The sequence below is a fragment of the Mucilaginibacter gossypii genome (genome assembly GCF_900100945.1).
In the GTDB taxonomy this organism is placed as follows: domain Bacteria; phylum Bacteroidota; class Bacteroidia; order Sphingobacteriales; family Sphingobacteriaceae; genus Mucilaginibacter; species Mucilaginibacter gossypii.
This window is the reverse complement of sequence record NZ_FNCG01000007.1, coordinates 82073-101575: the sequence shown is the minus strand read 5'-3', so window position 1 is coordinate 101575 and position 19503 is coordinate 82073. Positions and strand designations below refer to the sequence as shown.

General features: G+C 46.9%; 12 protein-coding genes and 1 pseudogene. 6 read left to right on the top strand and 7 right to left on the bottom strand.

The annotated features are described in order from the left end of the window. Positions 1–75 precede the first annotated feature (75 nt). Complete coding sequence (gene cas2 / locus BLS28_RS14915; RefSeq protein WP_256337437.1) at positions 76–381, bottom strand: CRISPR-associated endonuclease Cas2; 306 nt, start codon at positions 379–381, stop codon at positions 76–78. 40 nt (positions 382–421) lie between these two features. Next, on the bottom strand, positions 422–1432 hold the full coding sequence (cas1, locus tag BLS28_RS14910; RefSeq protein ID WP_091168631.1) for a type II CRISPR-associated endonuclease Cas1: 1011 nt from the start codon (positions 1430–1432) through the stop codon (positions 422–424). A gap of 518 nt (positions 1433–1950) precedes the next feature. Here cas1 and cas9 point away from each other — a divergent pair. After that, positions 1951–6141: pseudogene (cas9, locus tag BLS28_RS31580) on the top strand (type II CRISPR RNA-guided endonuclease Cas9). A gap of 141 nt (positions 6142–6282) precedes the next feature. Here the strand turns inward: cas9 and BLS28_RS14900 are convergent. After that, positions 6283–6690 (bottom strand): helix-turn-helix domain-containing protein, encoded by a 408-nt coding sequence (locus tag BLS28_RS14900; protein ID WP_091168627.1) that lies wholly within the window; start codon positions 6688–6690, stop codon positions 6283–6285. A 750-nt stretch (positions 6691–7440) separates the two neighbouring features. On the opposite strand from BLS28_RS14900, the gene BLS28_RS14895 reads away from it, so the two are divergent. The 4 genes from BLS28_RS14895 (at position 7441) to BLS28_RS14880 (ending at position 13825) form a co-directional block, all read left to right on the top strand. Continuing rightward, on the top strand, positions 7441–7728 hold the full coding sequence (locus tag BLS28_RS14895) for a hypothetical protein (RefSeq protein WP_091168624.1): 288 nt from the start codon (positions 7441–7443) through the stop codon (positions 7726–7728). A gap of 116 nt (positions 7729–7844) precedes the next feature. After that, positions 7845–9170 carry a TlpA family protein disulfide reductase gene (locus BLS28_RS14890; RefSeq protein ID WP_091168621.1) on the top strand — a complete coding sequence of 442 codons (1326 nt, stop codon included), beginning with the start codon at positions 7845–7847 and terminating at the stop codon, positions 9168–9170. 28 nt (positions 9171–9198) lie between these two features. Beyond that, positions 9199–12414 (top strand): SusC/RagA family TonB-linked outer membrane protein, encoded by a 3216-nt coding sequence (locus tag BLS28_RS14885; RefSeq protein ID WP_176844471.1) that lies wholly within the window; start codon positions 9199–9201, stop codon positions 12412–12414. A 34-nt stretch (positions 12415–12448) separates the two neighbouring features. After that, positions 12449–13825, top strand: a complete 1377-nt coding sequence (locus tag BLS28_RS14880) for a RagB/SusD family nutrient uptake outer membrane protein (protein WP_176844470.1) — start codon at positions 12449–12451, stop codon at positions 13823–13825. A 51-nt stretch (positions 13826–13876) separates the two neighbouring features. On the opposite strand, the gene BLS28_RS14875 is transcribed toward BLS28_RS14880, so the two are convergent. Together BLS28_RS14875 and BLS28_RS14870 are read right to left on the bottom strand one after the other, a co-directional pair. Continuing rightward, positions 13877–14125, bottom strand: coding sequence for a DUF6520 family protein (locus tag BLS28_RS14875; RefSeq protein WP_091168610.1), 249 nt, complete (start codon positions 14123–14125; stop codon positions 13877–13879). 102 nt (positions 14126–14227) lie between these two features. After that, entirely contained in the window at positions 14228–14641 is a 414-nt protein-coding gene (locus BLS28_RS14870) for a MauE/DoxX family redox-associated membrane protein (RefSeq protein ID WP_218134421.1), read from the bottom strand. A gap of 110 nt (positions 14642–14751) precedes the next feature. Here BLS28_RS14870 and BLS28_RS14865 point away from each other — a divergent pair, with 110 nt between their 5' ends. Then, the gene (locus BLS28_RS14865; RefSeq protein WP_091168605.1) at positions 14752–17688 is read left to right on the top strand and encodes a lantibiotic dehydratase; all 2937 of its coding nucleotides are present in this window, start codon (positions 14752–14754) and stop codon (positions 17686–17688) included. Here the strand turns inward: BLS28_RS14865 and BLS28_RS14860 are convergent, their stop codons facing one another. Together BLS28_RS14860 and BLS28_RS14855 are read right to left on the bottom strand one after the other, a co-directional pair. Then, on the bottom strand, positions 17689–18396 hold the full coding sequence (locus BLS28_RS14860; RefSeq protein ID WP_091168601.1) for a LytR/AlgR family response regulator transcription factor: 708 nt from the start codon (positions 18394–18396) through the stop codon (positions 17689–17691). Continuing rightward, a complete protein-coding gene (locus tag BLS28_RS14855) occupies positions 18377–19174 on the bottom strand; it encodes a sensor histidine kinase (RefSeq protein ID WP_176844469.1) in 798 nt (265 codons plus the stop codon). The genes BLS28_RS14860 and BLS28_RS14855 overlap by 20 nt, the downstream gene beginning before the upstream one ends. Positions 19175–19503 lie beyond the last annotated feature (329 nt).

Below are 19503 nucleotides of genomic sequence, written 5' to 3'. Positions count from 1 at the left end.
TATTTAAAAATCAGTTACTTGTGTTCTAATTTAGGATTTGAAAATCCGGTTGCTTGGGCTTCCGGATTTGAAATTCTAAAACAATTCTAATTGCTGCGGGGTATCTGGAAGCTCTTTTTCTTCTTTGCCATAAAACAATTCTATCATTCCGAACTGCTTATCTGTAATGGTCATTATACCTACATGGCCTTTAGGCGGAAGTATTTTTTTTACACGTTTTATGTGAACGTCAGCATTTTCACGACTGCTGCAATGCCGCAAGTAAATGGAAAATTGAAACATGCCAAAACCATCTTTCATAATATCCTTACGAAACCTGGTGTAGATCTGCCTGTCCTTTTTAGTTTCTGTAGGTAGATCAAAAAAAACTAATATCCACAAAATTCGGTATTCATTTAAACGCATTCATCAAATGGAGATATTATTCGTTTTCTAAGTTGTATTCAATCGTACTTCCTGTATCCTCATATTTGAAATCCTCATCAACGTTGGAGGTTACGCCCTTTTTGGGGTTAAAATTTTTCATAACAGGGTAGTTTATTTTCCTGTTCTTTCCTTCGTAACATCTGGCTAAAGACGCCGTTGTGTTTTGTACGCCAACCATTAAAGGACTTCTGCTTTTTTCAAACCGTACGTCAACAGATGCAATAGCTAATAATTGGGATTTAATGGAATTGCCCAGCTCTAAAAAGTTCTCACCATTATCAATAATCTTTAAAACTATCAAATCGACATACGGGCGGTAAGGTTCCATAATATCATCAGCAAGGCAATAGGCATTATATTTATTCCGGTGATGGATTCCTAATGTTGGTATTAGGCCTGAACATACCAGTCCGCGCGCTACAATGGCTCTTAAAATTGCGTAACCGTAATTCAGCAAATTATTGGGAGGATCGCCCTCACGACCGCGGAAGAATTCAACTTTCTTGGGAAAGACATTTTTCCAGTAGTAAGCGGCAGCCCGCCCTTCATAATTATCCGGGTCGCCTGAACGTACAGACTTCGCCCAATACAACATGTTGTCATGTGCAATTCCCCGGTCTGCTAATACCGCAGCTTGATTTAAAATTTTGGTTTGAATTGTTTGTTGCCAAAGCTGTTTCTTCAACGGTTGTGAAGCGTCAATCTGATGCCGGAACCGTTCACTTTGTGTGTCATGCCCATCAATCGGCAACATCATTCCTGTTGGATGGTGTGTATCGTTGCAAGTGATGATTGCAGCGTTGTTATCTAATAATGCTGCAATACATCCGTGCGTAATGGTAATCTGTTGGTGATCCAGCACAAGAATTCCGATATCTTCAATAGGTACGGATTTTCTAGATTCCTGTTCGCCTAAAATTTTCAAGTGTGGAAGATCGATAATTAACTGACCTTGTGTTAAACTTAGATACGCCGGATTACTGAAGTGAAGTGTACGTTTGATCATATTTTCCCATTTTAATTTTGGTCCCGGGTTCGTTTATTTCATTTACAGTTGGTAGCAATAGATGATCTTATTTTTCCTATCTGCTGTAGTGCCGGAATGTGATATGGTTTGAATTGCTTTTTTAATATTGTGACGAATAAAAATAGCGTACTTAGTAACACCCTGTTTGCGGAAACCCGTAACCAAATAATTTTTATTGGGTTTAGATTTACATCATTTGGATTGATGAAGGATAATGGCGGCGAAATATTTGAAAATGGAAATTAATCGTTTTGGCTGAGTCGGTGGAACCTGAACAAATAAGCATTCGGCAGTCCAAAATAGTTCCATTTTCGCAGTAGCGATGTGCTGTCTTTCTGATTGAGAATGCGCGCGAAACAATTTGACATAAAAAAGCCCCGTATTGTAAGACGAGGCGCTTAATGTTTACACAACGGAATAATCCTTATTGCGATTTGCTTTCGACGTAAATATATACATATTTTTAGAAAAACAAAGACACAACCTAATTGCATATCATGAAGAAAATTCTTGGCCTCGATCTCGGTACTACTTCTATCGGTTGGGCTTTCGTAAAGGAAGCTGAAAGCGATAATGAAAACTCATCCATTATAAAAATAGGGGTACGTGTTAATCCGCTCACGACGGATGAGCAAACCAACTTTGAAAAAGGCAAGAAATTCTCAGTAACAGCAGGTCGCACATTGGCACGTGGTGCCAGGCGAAGTTTGCAACGGTACAAACAACGCCGTCAAAATCTTATTAATGTATTGAAAAAATCAGGTATTGTTGATGAGCATGCATTGTTGGCAGAAAATGATAAAAACACTACCCATTCAACGTATGCGTTGAGGGCTAAAGCTGCAGTTGGAAAAATAGGGAAGGACGAATTTGCACGCGTATTATTAATGATCAACAAAAAGCGGGGTTATAAAAGCAGCCGTAAAGCCAATAGTGAAGATGAAGGCCAGCTAATTGATGGCATGGCCATCGCTAAAAGGCTTTATGAGCAAAAGCTTACCCCCGGGCAATTGTGCTATCAGCTTTTAAAGGAAGGGAAAAAGACATTGCCTGATTTTTACAGATCCGATTTGAACGCTGAGTTCAATAAGGTATGGGATCTGCAATCTATATATTACCCGGATGTCTTTGATGATGATTTGAAAAGAACAATTGAAGGTAAAGGACAAAAGGCAACTTCGGCCATTTTTTGGACTAAATATAATTTTAACACTGCTGAAAATAAAGGTACAAGGGAAGATAAAAAATTGCAAGCCTATAAATGGCGAAGTATGGCCATTCATACACAACTATCAATTGAAGAAGCCGCTTTTGTTATAGCCGATATTAATGGTAATATCAATAATTCGAGCGGGTATTTAGGTGCAATCAGCGACCGTAGTAAAGAACTATATTTTAACAGGCAAACCATCGGCCAGTATCTTTATCATCAATTGAAGGACAATCCTCATACGCGCACTAAAGGCCAGGTATTTTATCGGCAGGATTATTTTGATGAGTTTGAAACCATTTGGGAAACACAAGCAAAGTATCATCCTGAACTTACGAAAGCTCTTAAAGAAGAAATAAGGGACATCGTTATTTTTTACCAGCGTAAGTTAAGATCACAAAAAGGATTAGTTAGTTTCTGCGAGTTTGAAAGCAAATTGGTTGAAATTATAAAGGATGGCAAAAAGGTAAGTTATACCATAGGCGCAAAGGTTATACCCAAATCATCTCCTCTTTTTCAAGAGTTTAAGATTTGGCAAAACCTGAATAACCTTCTAATTCAGAACAAAAAGAGCAAGGAGGTTTTATCATTTGATTTGGATGCTAAACGATTCCTGTTTAACGAATTGAATATTAAAGGCAATTTAAAAAAAGAACAGGTATTCAAACTGCTCGGCTATAAACCCAATGAATGGGACTTGAATTTTCCAGCTGTTGAAGGAAACCGACCCAATCAGCTTTTATATGAAGCTTACTTGAAAATGATGGTATACGAAGGGCACGATGATATAGATATAGAGGTATTAACCGCTGCCGAAATAAAGTCAGCGGTACTGTCATTTTTTGAAATCCATTCGATCGACATAACCATTCTTGATTTTGACAGCAATTTAGAGGGTAGCGCCTTTGAAAAACAACCCGCTTATCAATTGTGGCATCTGTTGTACTCGTATGAAGGTGATAATTCTCCCACAGGCAACGACAAACTTTTTGAATTGTTAAAGACAAAGTTTGGAATTAAAAAGGAACACGCCCAAATACTTGCTAAGGCAGACCTTGGGCTGGATTATGCGAATTTAAGCGCGAAAGCTATCCGTAATATTTTGCCATTCCTGAAAGCGGGTCATCCTTTTGCAAAAAAGGATAAAGATGAAAAAATTGCCAGTGCAACGGCATTAGCGGGCTACAATCATTCTTCGTAATTAAGAAAGGAGGAGAATGAGAACCGTATTCTAAAGGATTATTTGGATCTGCTTCCAAAAAACAGCTTGCGAAATCCGGTGGTAGAAAAAATATTAAATCAAATGGTTAATGTCGTTAACGCAATCATTGCCGACCCTAATCTTGGTAAGCCCGATGAAATTCGCATTGAACTGGCCCGGGAATTAAAAAAGAGTCTTAAGGAGCGGGAAGAAGCAACGGCTCAAATTAATAAGGCTACCGTTGAACATGATGAAATAAGGCTTTTACTCATAAGGGAGTTCGGTATCAAAAATCCAACCCGCAATGATATTGTTAGATATAAGCTTTATGATGAATTGAAATTTAATGGATATAAAGATTTATATACCAATGAATATATTTCCCGTGAAGAACTATTTTCAAAAAAATATGATATAGAGCACATTATCCCGCAGTCAAGGGTGTTTGACGATAGCTTTTCCAATAAAACCATTGTAGAAAAGAGGATAAATCAAGCAAAAGACAATGCTACAGCTTACGATTATATTGATACTAAAGGGGCGGAAAGATTAAGCGAATACAGATTAAGGGTAGAAGCTTATTTAAAAGAGTATCCTGAAAGAAAGGCAAAATATAAAAAACTACTCATGAAGGGCGATGCGATTGGCGAGGGTTTTATAGACCGGGATCTACGGGATAGCCAATACATCGCAAAGAAAGCTAAGACCATGCTGCATGAGGTTTGCAGGACCATTGTATCTACTACCGGTAGTGTTACACAACGTTTGCGGGAAGATTGGGATTTGGTTAATGTGATGCAGGAAATAAATTTAGAAAAATACCGCAAACAACTGCTTACAGAAATGGTGGAGAAAAAAGATGGTAACTTTAAAGAACGCATTGTTGACTGGACAAAACGAAATGACCACCGGCACCACGCGATGGACGCGCTTACTATCGCTTTCACCAAGCATAACCACATTCAATACTTAAATAATCTAAATGCCCGAAAGAATGACGATAAATTAGGGCACGCGATAGCTGGTATTGAAAAAAAAGAAACATATTTTCATATAGATGATAGTGGGAACAAAAAAAGGCGATTTAAATCTCCATTAACGAATTTCAGAGAAGAGGCTAAAAAACACCTTGAAAATGTATTGGTATCGTGCAAAGCCAAAAACAAGGTGGTGACAAAAAATAAAAATAAAATTAAAAGCGGTAAAGAAAGGGAGCCTCAAAAAACACTAACACCACGCGGTCAACTGCATAAAGAAACTGTGTACGGGAGAATACAGCAATATATTGTAAAAGAGGAAAAGGTAAGCGGGAAATTTGATGAAGCGACTATCGCTAAAGTCACGAAGCCGAAATACAGGGAAGCGCTTTTAAAACGATTGCAGGAAAATAATAACGATCCTGTAAAAGCATTCACAGGGAAAAATGCACTTAGTAAAAACCCTATTTATTTGGATGCAAAAAACACAGTTTTACTACCTGAAGTGCTAAAACTTTCCTGGCTCGAAGAAGACTATGCCATACGCAAGGATATTTCTCCCGATTTAAAAATTGAAAAGGTAATAGATAAAGGGATACAAGGAATATTATACAAACGTCTAAAAGAATTTGGTGGAAAGGAAAAAGAGGCATTTTCTAATCTTGATAAAAATCCCATCTGGCTGAATGAAGCCGCCAAGATTGCTATTAAACGGGTGACGATAAGCGGTGTGAAAAATGCAGAGTCGCTTCATTTTAAAAAAGACCATCATGGCCGGGAAGTATTAGATAAGAGCGGCAGGCCCATTCCTGTTGATTTTGTAAGTACTGGCAATAATCATCACGTAGCAATTTACAGGGATGAAAATGGCAATCTGCAGGACGAAGTAGTTTCATTGTACAAAGTAATAACGGAACGCATAAATCAAGGACTACCAGTGGTCGATAAAACTTATAATCAGCATTTAGGATGGCAGTTCCTATTTACCATGAAACAAAACGAATATTTTATATTTCCATCGACTGATTTCGATCCGCTGGAAATAGACCTCCTTGATCCTGTTAACAATAAGTTGATCAGTCCGCAATTATTTAGGGTTCAAAAATTTTCGAAAGTAATGTATGGTAATTCGGCAGTGAGAGATTATGTATTTAGGCATCATTTAGAAACGGTTATTGAAGATAAGAAGGAGTTGAAAGACATAACCTATAAATCAATAAAGAGCCTACCATATCTTGAAAATATCATCAAAGTAAGAATTAACCATATAGGTCAAATTATAAAGGTTGGTGAGTATTAAAAGAGTTCAAGTCATTAAGGGTGGATTAAAACGAAATAGATTATTCTGAATAGCATCCAAGAGTAAGATCCATTGGTAGATAGGTATGAAAAGAAGCATTAATTAACATGGCCAAAGCGAAATGTAAGAGTTGTAAAAAAACTACTTTTTTTGCTTTAGTTCTATTATTTGTTGCTTTAGGTCTCTGATATGTTCTTCTAAGGTGCTAATTATTTTATTGTTTGCCGACAACAAATCATCTTTTAATTTTATCTGGCTTTCGTAAGATTGTTTGAAGTGTTCAATATCTACTTCGGTATATTCCGAATTAAATAATTGATTTACTTTTTGGTTATTATAAACGTAATTATTAACCGCTGAGTCGAAAAAGTATTCCGGATCAACACCAAAAAGTTCTCCGAGCTTAACGGCATTATCCCACGAAAGTTTTGTTTGATCAGACTCTAGTTTGGAAATCGCAGGTTGCGTAACATCTAATTTTGCAGCAATAAAGCCTTGATCCCAGCCTTTTTGTTCTCTAAGTAATCTAATCTTTGTTCCTGTTGTCATTGCAAGTAATTTATAACTTAAGGTTATACGAATATAACCCTAAGTTATTTATTTAATATCCACGAATATGTATTTTTGAAGAAGACAAAAACAAATATAAAAATTTAGTTTGAAGCATAGCCAGCTATTGGCTTCTGTTCGATAATTAAAATATTATTAAATTTGGAAACTTCATAGTCATTTAGACAAAGTTTTACAAGATTCTCGCGAGATGAAAACCGCTAATTTTCCAAGAGCGTGAGATGATAGAGTAAGACATTGTCCCCATTCATATTTTTATGCATTGGGGGCTTTGTTTCTATCAGCTTGCTACGCTCAAGGCTCTTAGCGGTGCCCCATTCGCGGCAAGACGAAACATTGCCCCCAATGTGTTATTTATCGGCATTTTCGTTTTGCGTTAGTTTAAAATTACTTTCGAAATGCATACTAGAAAATTGCCCTTATTATTTTGCTATCATTCTTTGGCTAGTTTAGGCGAATTTAGCATTGCATTCCCATTTTATTCTATAAATTCGCTCCAAAATATAAAGCACATTGATGCTGGTTCAAACACAGTTATTTCCCACTCCCTCCAAAACCCCATCAAGAACGTAATAAAAAGCCCTACATAAATACTGAAAACGGCAGCCCCGTTAATAGTTAATTAAAACCGGCTGCCGTTTTCTTTCTGTTGCCTGACCGTGAAACCACTAATTTTTCACCGGAAGGGCTGTGCTATGTCGTTAATTACCGTTTATTTCCTGGTCATATATGAGTGCAATAGTAGTAGACCTGAAAGATCAGGGTGTCAGAACGCCCGAGCAGGCGGTCCGAGTATTTTTTGAAAGTTTCGATCCTGAAGAAGTGAGGGTAAGGCTGTGGGAGGCTTTTCGCGGGTTTGCCCTGGCAAACGTGAACACAACGGACAAGGCACTGCCCGACATCCAGGATGTAGCCATTCTTTTCGACGGCCTGGTCAGCCTGGTCAACGGCATCAACGATCTGCAAATTAAAACAAGCGGCCGCTGTGTCATCTGCGGAAGAAGCGATGCTGGTTGAAGCAGGAGCGGGGGACAGGCGGCAACAATGATGACGGCCTGGTTACCGCGGGTTAGTATTCCCGGCAGCTGCCGGGTTGTTCTGGTTCAATAATTTATTCTTTAATGTGATTTAAAATGAAGCGATTTTTTTGCTTCCTGGCCTTGCTTTGCTTTTTTTTCGGAGCGGGGGCACAGGAAAATACGGACATAAAGGCGGGTGCAGGTACGATAGTTCCGCTAAAGATAGGGGACAGGGTACCGCCGGTGGTACTGTCGGGTTTAATCAATGGTGCCGGTTTATCGGGGAAAGATCTGTCGGTCTTTAAAGGTAAACTGCTGATACTGGATTTCTGGGCGACCTGGTGCGCGCCCTGCGTTGCTGTTATGCCGAGGATGGACTCGCTGCAGGAAAGGTTTGGGGGAAAACTGCAGATTTTGCCGGTGGCCTATGAGGGCGAAGCAGCGGTACGGGTTTTCCTGGACAAGCGCCGGGCGGCCACAGGGCGCGAGGCGCACGGCCCCATTATAACCGGTGACAAAACTCTCGCTGCGCTCTTTCCGCACCAGAGCCTGCCGCACTTTGTATGGATCGGTACCGACGGCATCGTCAAAGCCATTACAGATGACCGCGAAGTAACAGCCGCCCATATCAGCGCCATGCTGGGCCCGCAGGCGGCGCCGATGCCTTTAAAGCGGGATAGCATAACCGTTTATGACCATACCCGGCCTCTGTTCGGCTCCGGCGCACCTGCCGCAAACACCCTGATGCAGGCCAGTCTCTCCCCTTACATCGAAGGTATCGGTTCAGGCATCTACAAGGATGTAGACCTCGATTCCGGTGAGCCCGCCAGGAGGATCACTGCGCGCAACCAGACGGTCACCGACCTGTTCCGGCTGGCCTACCAGAAGGAACAGAAAGAAACGCTGGTGGAGGTAGCGGATACCACCGCCCTGCTGCCACCGGCCATCCGGGGCAGGGCATACCTCGACTGGCTGAAAGCGGGCCATGGCTATTGCTATGAACTGCTGCTGCCCGAAAAAGAAAAAAAAGAAGCCTACCGCCTCATGCGGGCCCAGCTGCAAAGCTGTTTCAATGCTTATGACGCCCATATCGAGCAAAGGAAAGTCGAGTGCCTCGTACTGGTACGCACAGACAACCGGGACCGGCTGCATACCGCAGGCGGCCCCCCATCGGCAGCCATCGACGGGTTCAGCTGCGATTTTGAAAGCTGCTACCTCTACGTTTTCCTGAGCCGGATGAAGATCGCCATGCAGGGCTATCCCTATCCCCTGGTCGACCAGACCGGTTATCAGGAGATGGCGGATATCAGGCTCAGCGCCAGGATGAACGACCTGAACGAGGTGAACCGGGCCCTGGCGGCCTACGGTCTGCGATTTGAAAAGAAACCCGCAGAGATTAACATGCTCATCATCCGTGATGCCGGATCCCCGGGGCATTAACCGCTTTTTACCAGTAAAACCATTCCTCATGAAGCCATTGATACGAACATATTTATTCTTGCTTTGCCTGGTCCCGGCCATAGTTGCACAAGCCCAGGACAACCCGGTCACCGGGACCGTCCGCTCGGCGGAAACCCGCCTGCCCCTGCACGGTGCGACGGTACATCTCAAAGAAAGCAGCGGGGGGGTCCTGACCGACAGCCTCGGCCGGTTTAGGCTGGCAGTCCCTAAAGGACAAAGTGTATTAACAATCTCCTTTATCGGATTTCGCAGCCGGGAAATACCGGTCCCCCTGAACGCGGAGCCCATCGAAGTTTTCCTGGAACCCGCAGCCGAAGCCATCCCGGAGGTGGTCGTATCCACCGGTTACCAGCAGGTACCCGCCGAACGGGCAACAGGCTCCTTTGTACAGCTGGACAACAAGCTGCTGAACCGCAGGATCAGTACCGGTATCCTCGACAGGCTGGAAGATGTAACCCCCGGGCTGCTGTTCAACAAAGGAAAGTCCGCAGGCGCCAACCTGATCAGTATCCGCGGGCAGAATACCATTTACGGGAATGCGAACCCGCTGGTCGTGCTGGATAATTTTCCTTTCGACGGCGACATCAATGACATTAACCCGAACGACGTCGAAAGCATCTCCGTACTCAAAGACGCCGCGGCAGCTTCGATCTGGGGTTCCCGCGCCGGGAACGGCGTCATCGTGATCACCACTAAAAAAGGAAAGTATAACCAGGCCCTGAAGATCGGGTTCAATGCAGCCGCCACAGTGGGGGAGAAGCCCGATTTGTTTTACCAGCCCCGGATGTCCTCAGCTGATTTTGCCGCCATGGAAAAGCAATTGTTTGCCGCCGGCTTTTATGAGCAGGCAGAAAACGGGTACAACAACCCGGCCATCACACCTGTAGCCGAAATACTGATCGCAGGCCGGGACGGCCAGATCTCCGCATTGGAAGCCGACCGGCAGATCCGGGAGCTGACCACGCACGATGTGCGCGACGATTTTAATCAATACTTTTACCGGAAGAGCATCAGCCAGCAATACGCACTGAACCTGACCAGAGGGACGGATATACAGCGTTTCAATCTTTCCGCGGGTTACGACCATAACTGTGATAATCTTGTCCGGAACGGTTATGAGCGGTACACTTTCAATGCAGGGCAGACGCTGGCGCTGCTGAAAAAGAAGCTGGAGATCAGCACCGCCTTTTATTACACACAATCCAAAACCGTACTGGACAATCCGGGCACCGGCCTGATCGGCCTGAACAGCGGGAACGGTGCCTCCCTGTATCCCTACGCCCGGCTTGCCGACGCTTCGGGCAATCCCCTGGCCATCACGCACGATTACCGGGAAAGCTTTATAGCCGGCGCCCGGCAGCAGGGCCTGCTCGACTGGAGCTACAGCCCGCTGGAGGAAATGCGGACAGGGGATAACCGGAACACAGCGGCAGACTACCGGATCAACATCGCCCTCTCGTACAAGATCAGGCCGTATTTAACCGCTGCGGTATTATACCAGTACGGCAGGTCCATCACCGACAAAAGACAATTGCAAAGCCTCGCCAGTTATTATACCCGTAACCTGATCAATAATTTTACGCAGGCGGACGGTTCCGGCGGGCTTACCTACGCCATCCCGGTGGGCGGGATCTTCGACGTCGGGAACATCAGCGCCACAACCGAGGACTTTCGTGCTCAGCTCAGCTTCAACAGGCAGTGGGGGGAGAAACACAGCCTGACCGCGATCGGCGGATATGAGCTCCGGCAATTTCATACCCTTTCCGGCAGCAACCGCTCCTACGGTTATGACGATACCCACGCGACCGCCCTCCCGGTGGATTATACCGGCTATTATCCCCAATATGCAATACCCGGTTACCTCAGCACCGTGCCTTACGATAACAGTTTTGCGGACCTGACTGACCGCAACCTGTCCTATTATGCGAATGCCGCCTACACGTTTCTTGACCGTTATACGGTTTCGGGCAGCGGCAGGCTTGACCGGAGCAACCTCTTCGGCGTGAAAGCGAACCAGCAGGGCGTTCCGCTGTATTCCGCCGGGCTCAGCTGGAACATCAGTAAGGAAGCCTTCTACCAGGTCGGATGGCTGCCCAGCCTCAAATTACGCCTGACTTATGGCTATAACGGCAATGTCAATAAATCGATATCCGCCTATACCACGGCACAATACCTGACCGGGAACCCCATCAATACGACCTACGCTGAAGTGATCAACCCGCCCAACCCGGAACTGCGCTGGGAGCGGGTCAGGGTGATCAATGCAGGCATTGATTTTGTCGGTTTGGGCAACCGCCTGAGCGGAACCATCGAGGCCTATTTCAAACGCGGCCTCGACCTGATCGGCGATATTCCCTACGCCCCTTCGGCCGGTATCACGACCTTCAGGGGCAACACCGCGAACACCCGGGGGCACGGCATCGATATCACCCTCAATTCCAGGAACCTGACCGGGGCCTTCCAATGGCAGAGCAGTTTACTGTTAAGCTACGTAACCGACAAAGTAATTGATTACGCGCTGAAGCAGGATGCCGGCTCCTACTCCAGCTTGGCAGACAATGAGGTATTCCCACTGGCGGGAAGGCCATTCTACGCCGTATACAGCTACCGTTTTGCGGGCCTGGACCCCCAAACCGGGGATCCGCGGGGGGACCTGAACGGCCAGCCCAGTAAAGATTACAGCGGTATACTGGCGGCGGCCAGGCCCGACAGCCTGCTTTATAACGGACCTGCGAGGCCCGTTGTTTTCGGCGCGTTCCGGAACACATTTACCTACAAAAACTTTTCCCTGTCCGCCAACATCAGTTACCGTTTCGGTTATTACTTCCGCCAGCGTGGTATTTACTACGCCAGTGTACTGAACAGTACCGGGTATTACGAGGGGCGGTATGCCGAGCGCTGGCAGCAGCCCGGTGATGAGCACCATACGACGGTCCCTTCACTGCCCGCATCGATCGATAATGCCCGGGACAGTTTTTACAACTACTCCTCGGCAACCGTGGAAAAAGCGGGTAACATCCGCCTGCAGGATATTAGCCTGGCGTATGAATTCAAGCGTTCCGCCAACCGGGGACTGCCTTTCAGCAGGTTGCAGGTCTACCTGTATGCCAACAACATCGGTATCATCTGGAAGGCCACCAAAACCAGGTTCGACCCGGATTACCCATCGGCCGATTATCCGCCGGTGCGCACGGTCGCCCTGGGGCTGCGGGGAGATTTTTAAAGCAAGGAAAATTAAACTGATTAACAGCAAGTATATGAAAATACATCCCATTTTACAGATCGCCTTACTGGCTGTAGCCTGTCTGATGTGCGCCTGCCAGAACGGTTACTTGAAGAAAGCACCCGATAAATCCGTCCTCGTACCGGAGACATACGCCGATTTTACAGCACTGATGGACAATATGACGGTGTTCAATAACAGCCCCGCCCTGCAGGAGATCGGCTCGGACGATTACCGGACCGGAGACGCAGGCTTTACCGCGCTGACCTCCGAATTACAAAAAAACAGCTATATATGGGCGGCAGATATCTATGAAGGACAGCCCTGCCCGGACTGGAATATGCCCTACCAGCAGGTATTCTATGCGAATATCGTGCTGGATGGCCTCGCTGCCCTGAAACCCGCAGCCGCAGAACAGGAAAGCTGGAATACGGCAAGGGGAAGCGCGCTGTTTCACCGGGCCTTTGCGTTTTATAACCTGGCGCAGCTCTTTGCTGCTGCTTACGATCCGGCTTCAGCCGGAACCCTTCCCGGTATTCCGCTCAGGCTGACGGCCGATGTCAACGTAAAGGCCGGCCGGGGCAACCTGAAGCAGGTGTACGACCAGGTGATCCATGACCTGACCGAAGCTGATCAGCTCCTGCCCGGCCAGGTCGCTTACAAAAACCGCCCCTCCAAAACAGCGGCCGAGGCCCTGCTGGCCAGGGTCTTGCTCAGCATGGGGGATTACACCCGGGCCGCAACCTACGCGACAGCGGCGCTCAGCCGAAATCATAACCTGACCGACTATAACGGACTAGATACGCTCGCGGCCAATCCTTTTCCTTATATCCCCGCGGCTGATAACCCGGAAGTGATCTTTTATGATAAACTGATCAGCTATGGGTTCAGCTCCTCGACAAGGACAACGGTAGCCCCCGACTTATTCAGCCTTTATGCCGCAGACGACCTGCGCAGACCGGTCTTTTTCGCCGGTAGCGGACCAAATACCTATTTCAAAGGGCGCTATACCGGGTTTCGGCTGCAGCTGTTCGGCGGGCTCGCGGTCGACGAGCTTTTCCTGATCCGTGCCGAATGCCTGGCAAGGCAGGGGAAAACGGGTGATGCCCTGGCAGACCTGAACACTCTGCTGAAATCCAGGTGGCGCACAGGAACCTATCAGGATTTTACCGTGAGCAGCAAGGACGAACTTTTAAAAAAAGTACTCCTCGAACGGCGAAAGGAGCTCGTGTTTCGCGGCATACGCTGGAGCGATCTCCGGCGGCTCAACAAAGATCCCGCGTTCGCCACGACGCTCAGCCGGACAGTAGCGGGTAAATCCTATACACTGGCACCGGGGGACAAACGATATCTGTTCCCGATCCCGCAGCAGGAGCTGCTGGCGAATGATATCGAGCAGAACGAAAGATAAAAACAAAAAACAACCGGCGCGAGGCCGGTTGCAGAACGGATCAGGCGGGGGTTATTGGGCAAATACCCCGGTTTCCTGTGAAATGTAACCACTCGGGTTGGTGTTCGGGTTTTGGCCGGCAGGATAGGTGCGGGTACAAACCGTTGATCCCGGGTCACAGCTGTAAGCACCTGTCACCTGGATGTAAGTGCTGCCGCTCAGGCCCCATTTCACATTAGCCGGTTTAGCAGATGTGGCGAATGCGGCACCAGTGCCTAATAATACCGCGATGGCGGCGAGGTTCAATTTCATGCCTTTCATGATGTGGGAACGCTTTATTGGATCAAAAAGCATTCGGAAAAACTTTGGTTAATGAATGGTTGCCTACTCTTTTCGCAGGTTTTCGGCTTTCCCCTGTTTGGATCAGTCAGTTAATAGAGGCTGTTGCTTTCGTTCAGAAAGGTGCAGGTATATGGCGATCAGGTTCAAAATCAGGAAGAACCAGTTGAAAATGAGGTGCGCTGTCCAGGACATATGGCTGAGGATGCCGCCGCAGGAGCATGGTACGCGGTCCCAGTAATGCAGCATGACCAGGGAAATGTAACCCGTGAAAGCGACAAGCAATATTGCCGAGAGAATTAGCCCGGTCAGTACCGTCCGCTTAAAGGAAAGAAAGCCCGCGGTTACGATCTCGGCGACAGGCAGGCAGTAAGTTAGTAATGCGGCGAAATCGTGTGAAAAGTTCTGATTGTATAACTGCTGCCTGAAGTCTGAAAAGGTTAGCAGTTTACTTAAGGCTGCGTAGATAAACAGCATGATCAGTAGTGAAATAAGCAAGGATTGAATGGTTGTTTTCATGTTCCGGTGATTGTCTGGAACAAAGTACGGTGGGAAGAAAACCGTAAAACAGTGGTAAATGGGTGGTAAACTGTCTTTTTGTTAGTGATATGATTGATAGCAAGCGAATTGTGTTTTTGGACCAGGTGTTCGTCAGGCAGCCTGTTTTTAGCTCATCGGCATACCGGGTGGAGGCGCTGCGCGCTGCGCTAGGGTTGAATGTCTTTAAAAATGCCCTTTGGCTGGCCTCGCCCGAATTCTACAGAGAACTTGACAAGAAGGGTTTTGACTTTGATCTGTTGAACAAAAAAGAACGGCTGACTGCCCTGAAGTTCTTCAACCGGATGAGTTTTCGGTCAACGCCGTTCGGCGCCTTTGCCGGCTTCGGGCTGGCTACGTGGCTTCAGGGCAAACCGGCCAAACACGGAATGAACCGGAAATCTTGGCTCCATCTGCTGCCATCGGTGAAAAGAGAGCTGGATCTCCGGGATGGTTCTCCAATGAAAGCCGGTGCGCTGATCTCAGTTAATCCTACATTATATAAAATGAACACGGGCTGGCGTTACAGCCGTTATGAATTGGCTGATTCCGGAAAGTTGCTGTTTTTTATTTATATGCTGGAGCACAACGAGACTGATGAGCTGTTGCTGGCATGTATTACAGGCAGGACCGCAGCGGCGGACGAACTGATCCGGTACCTGGTGGACCTTACGGACTGCACCCCTGAGGAAGCAAGCGCTCACCTGGATTATCTTTTAAAGGAGCAGGTATTACTGGCCGATAGCAAGGTATCTTTACTGTTGGAAGTTGGCAACTACAAAAAGCTCACCCTGGATTATACCGAGGGCCTGGTTTTGCCGGCTGCCCTGGGGGATAAACAGACCGGTTCAAAAGGTGATTTTGCGCAACCGTCCTTATACGCGGGGCTGGAAACTGATGGTTTGACTGGTCTGGAGGAACACTGGCAGCAGGAGATACGGGCAACGATCCGAATACTTGACCTGCTGGCACCAGTTCCGCCGAAAAACGCCCTGGATAAATTCAGCGCAGATTTCCTGCTTAAATTTGGCGATGAGAAAGTCCCTTTGCTGCAGGCGCTCGATCCTGATCTCGGGATCGCTTTTGATGGCTTTCAGCATGCCGGGGATCATGAGCTTTTAAAAGGCCTGGAATTCCGGGAAGCGTATCAGCAAGCGGAGCAGGTGCTATGGACGCCGGTTCATCAACTTTTTATGAGGATTTGGCTGCAAGACAGAAAACGGGGGGATTGGGACCCCGTTATCCTTACTGATCATGACCTGGCCGGCCTGCCTCCGTCCGGGCTGCCGTTGCCTCCCTCCCTGAGTGTTTTTTGTTCAACCGGCGACGGAAAGCTGATATTGCACAATACCGGCGGGGCGACAGCAACTGCGTTAACCGGTCGGTTTTCAGCTTTCAGCAGTGATTTCGGTAGTTTTTGCAGCACTGTCGCAGCGGCGGAAACTGTTGCGAACCCGGATGTTTTATTTGCGGAGATTTTGCAGTTCAGCCACCTGAAAACCGATAATATTAACCGGCGCAGCCCGGTTTATAAATTTGTGATCCCGCTGAATTGCTTCCCCGCCCCACACAGCATTTTACCCGCGGACCTGGAGGTATGCATACAGGCGGGAGAGATTCTGCTTCTTCACCGGGTCACCGGCAAAAGGGTGATCGCCCGCCTGCCGACTGCTTTTAACTACCATCATAACGACATGCCGCTGTTCCGGTTCTTGTGCGCCCTGCAATATAAGTCCGTACGGGCGAACCTGGATTTTGATCCTCAAAAACTATTTCCCGGTATGAACTTTTATCCAAGGATTCAATACGCGCAAAGTGTGCTGAGCCTGGCGCGCTGGCATGTATCGCAACCGGAAATAGATGAACTGACCGTCCAGCCCTTATCGATAAGCCGGTTACATTTATTCTGTCGGAAGCGGGGGATTCCGGTAAGGATTATGGCAGGCAGGGGCGACCAGCAAATGGTATTTGATCTTTCAGATGACCAGGAGGCCCATTTCTTCCTGGAGGTGCTGCAGGATCCCGCAAATTCAGTAATTACCGAGTTTATCGGAAACGACACAAGTGGCTTAAAGAGAGGGGGCGATAATTTTTGTTCACAGTTTATCGTTTCACTGGTTAACCCGGATCCGGTTTATTTTCCGCCAGGCCGGGACCTTTCCCGGTATTCCGCCGTCCCTGATGCTCCAAAGCGCACGGACTGGATTTATATAAAAATTTACACAACCGATCAAAGCGGCGAAATTATTTTACTGGACACACTGATCCCATGGATTGAACAAAACAAAGCCCGGATTAGTCAATGGTTTTTTGTACGGTATTATGATCCGGATAGCCATCTCCGCGTTCGCTTCCGGGTCGGTAGTGCTGATGTCGAAAACATACAATATGAATTGCAATGCCTCACCGGAGACATACGTCAAACAGGCCTTGTCCAAAAAATATACTTTGATACCTACCGGCCTGAGACGGGTCGTTATACGGCAGGACTCATTGAAAAAGTCGAAGATGTGTTTTTCAGGGGCAGTGAAGATGTAGTCCGGTATTTGGAGCTTAACCGGGCAGGGAAGGGTAGGACCGATCCCTTGTGGCCAGTCCTGCATTGTTACGGGATGGTCACTGTTTTCTTCGACGGGAACCGGGAACAGATAGTCGGACTGTGCAAATGGGTCTCAGCAGCATTCCTCGCAGAGCACGGCGGAGAAAAGAAATTGAAAACATCAATGGATGGACGTTTTCGGGACTTACGGCCAGGATTGACCGCACTGATCGGAAAAGGCGGCGGGGAGGCCCTCTCGGGCCTGCTTGAGTCAGCATTACGCCGGTTATCGGCGGCTTCCGCCGGATTACCGTTTCCCGTAAGGCAGCAGTTGATTGCCGACATGGTGCACATGCAGGTCAACCGTATTTTTTCGTCCGGTCAGCGCCGGCACGAAGCCTTTATATGGCACTGCCTGCTCAAGCTCGGTATGACTGCTTTAAAGCAGCAAATGCCCGATTGCCGATGATTAAGTATGACTGCCGATAAGCAGTTGTTGGAGCCGCTCCATAAACCGGTCCTTGTATTGCCGGCCAACCGGGATGATGCTGCCGTTCTTCAGGTGTATCTGCCCGTGATCTACAGCATAAACCTCGGCAAGATTAACAATAAAGGAGTGATGGACCCTGCAAAACTGCCGGGCAGGCAACCAGGACTGGACATCACCAAGTTTATGCATGCCGGTAATGATCCCGCCGGTCCCGGATATATAAACCAGGTTATCCTGACTTTCGACGAAGATAATATCCGCTATCGTTACCCGGAGATATTTGCCACGGCTTTCCGTACGGACGAAGAAAAAGTCGGCCAGCGGGGAAACAGCGGGGAAAACTGGCGACACTTTTTGCACCGCTTCAACGAAACGCTCGAACGAAAAAGGCTTCAGCAGGTAATCGGATACCGCGAGGTCGAACGCCTCCGGCCCGTATTCCCTGAAGGAGGTGGTCAGGATGATTTTAGTTTTTGAACCGATGATCCTGGCAAAGTCGATTCCGTTCATGCCGGGCATATCGATATCAAGCAGGGTTAGCTGGGGAGGGACCGGACGATTATATTCGCCGAGGGCGTCCATCGGATCGGTGAAGGTGTGTTGGAGTACCAGCGACTTTGTTCTTTGAATATATGCAGTAAGTAGATTTACTGCAGGTGGTTCGTCGTCAATGATTGCTACCGTCATAAGCTAAATTGATATGGAGTTCAAGGGTAAATAATTCGGTTGTCTCTGTCAGCTCAAGCCGGTAATTGTCCGGGTAAGCGTAATCCAGTCTGAGCCTAGTGTTTTTTAACCCGACATGGCTGCCCGGCTCAGCCGGTCTTAGCACTTTGGGTACGTTTTGGGTGACATACCGTAGTTGTCCGCCTTTGCTGATGGTGATTTCAACAGCATGTGGCGATAACCGAAGATCGCCGTGTTTGAACATATTCTCCGTCAATGTGATCAGTACTAGCGGGATGATTGTATGCGCGCCAGCTTCGCCTGTTACACGGAAATCCGGACGGATCATATGATGATAGCGAAATGAGTTTAAATCGATCAGATTCTCCACCTGCCTGATCTCTTCTGCAAGCGGAACACGGCCCCCCGGTCCGGGGTCTTTAAAACTGTACCGCATGATATCGGACAGCAACAGTACCGATCTTGAATCTTCGGGGGAGTGCTGGTAAACCGTGCTGTAAATGGCATTTAAGGTATTAAACAGCAAATGCGGATTGATCTGTTGTTTCAGGAAAGCATTCTGGGCCTCAGCAAACTGGTATTTCAGTTCAGTATTCGCTTTATCGGTAAGCGCGCTCTTTAGTAAAGCCTCTGCCGTATGACGACGAAACCTGCCGAAATTGACTGCAGACCAGATCACCGTCGAAAAGAACAGGTATTGTATAGTCCGGTTGAAATCAAGCCCCGAGGTTTGTTTTAGCTGAACCCAAAACTGCTTATCCGGTAGGGTATTTAACATGAAAAAATAATCCCTCGATATTTTAATTATCATGATAACCGCCATTTCCGTCAAAATCATCAGGCTCATCAGCCAATAACGTGATGGTGTCCGGTTAAGGTAACAGTTTAAGGTATGAAAGTGCCAGTAAAAAAGCATGATGTTACAGCCATAGAAGAAAGCGTAATTACTGAACGGGCTTTTTATATGATATAAAAAAATCAAAAACAACAATTCATAACTGATATAAAATAACCAGCATATGACATGAAAAATTATAATCCGCTTCGTGCGCCTAGTGGGAGATACCATTGCATTTATGTCGTTTACACCGCCAAATACGTCATTTT

What these genes read in the sequence shown, in the direction of transcription:
- cas1 (WP_091168631.1), bottom strand. Translation starts at nt 1,432, where the DNA reads ATGATCAAACGTACACTTCACTTCAGTAATCCGGCGTATCTAAGTTTA.
- BLS28_RS14900 (WP_091168627.1), bottom strand. Translation starts at nt 6,690, where the DNA reads ATGACAACAGGAACAAAGATTAGATTACTTAGAGAACAAAAAGGCTGG.
- BLS28_RS14895 (WP_091168624.1), top strand. Translation starts at nt 7,441, where the DNA reads ATGAGTGCAATAGTAGTAGACCTGAAAGATCAGGGTGTCAGAACGCCC.
- BLS28_RS14890 (WP_091168621.1), top strand. Translation starts at nt 7,845, where the DNA reads ATGAAGCGATTTTTTTGCTTCCTGGCCTTGCTTTGCTTTTTTTTCGGA.
- BLS28_RS14885 (WP_176844471.1), top strand. Translation starts at nt 9,199, where the DNA reads ATGAAGCCATTGATACGAACATATTTATTCTTGCTTTGCCTGGTCCCG.
- BLS28_RS14880 (WP_176844470.1), top strand. Translation starts at nt 12,449, where the DNA reads ATGAAAATACATCCCATTTTACAGATCGCCTTACTGGCTGTAGCCTGT.
- BLS28_RS14875 (WP_091168610.1), bottom strand. Translation starts at nt 14,125, where the DNA reads ATGAAAGGCATGAAATTGAACCTCGCCGCCATCGCGGTATTATTAGGC.
- BLS28_RS14865 (WP_091168605.1), top strand. Translation starts at nt 14,752, where the DNA reads ATGATTGATAGCAAGCGAATTGTGTTTTTGGACCAGGTGTTCGTCAGG.
- BLS28_RS14860 (WP_091168601.1), bottom strand. Translation starts at nt 18,396, where the DNA reads ATGACGGTAGCAATCATTGACGACGAACCACCTGCAGTAAATCTACTT.
- BLS28_RS14855 (WP_176844469.1), bottom strand. Translation starts at nt 19,174, where the DNA reads ATGTTAAATACCCTACCGGATAAGCAGTTTTGGGTTCAGCTAAAACAA.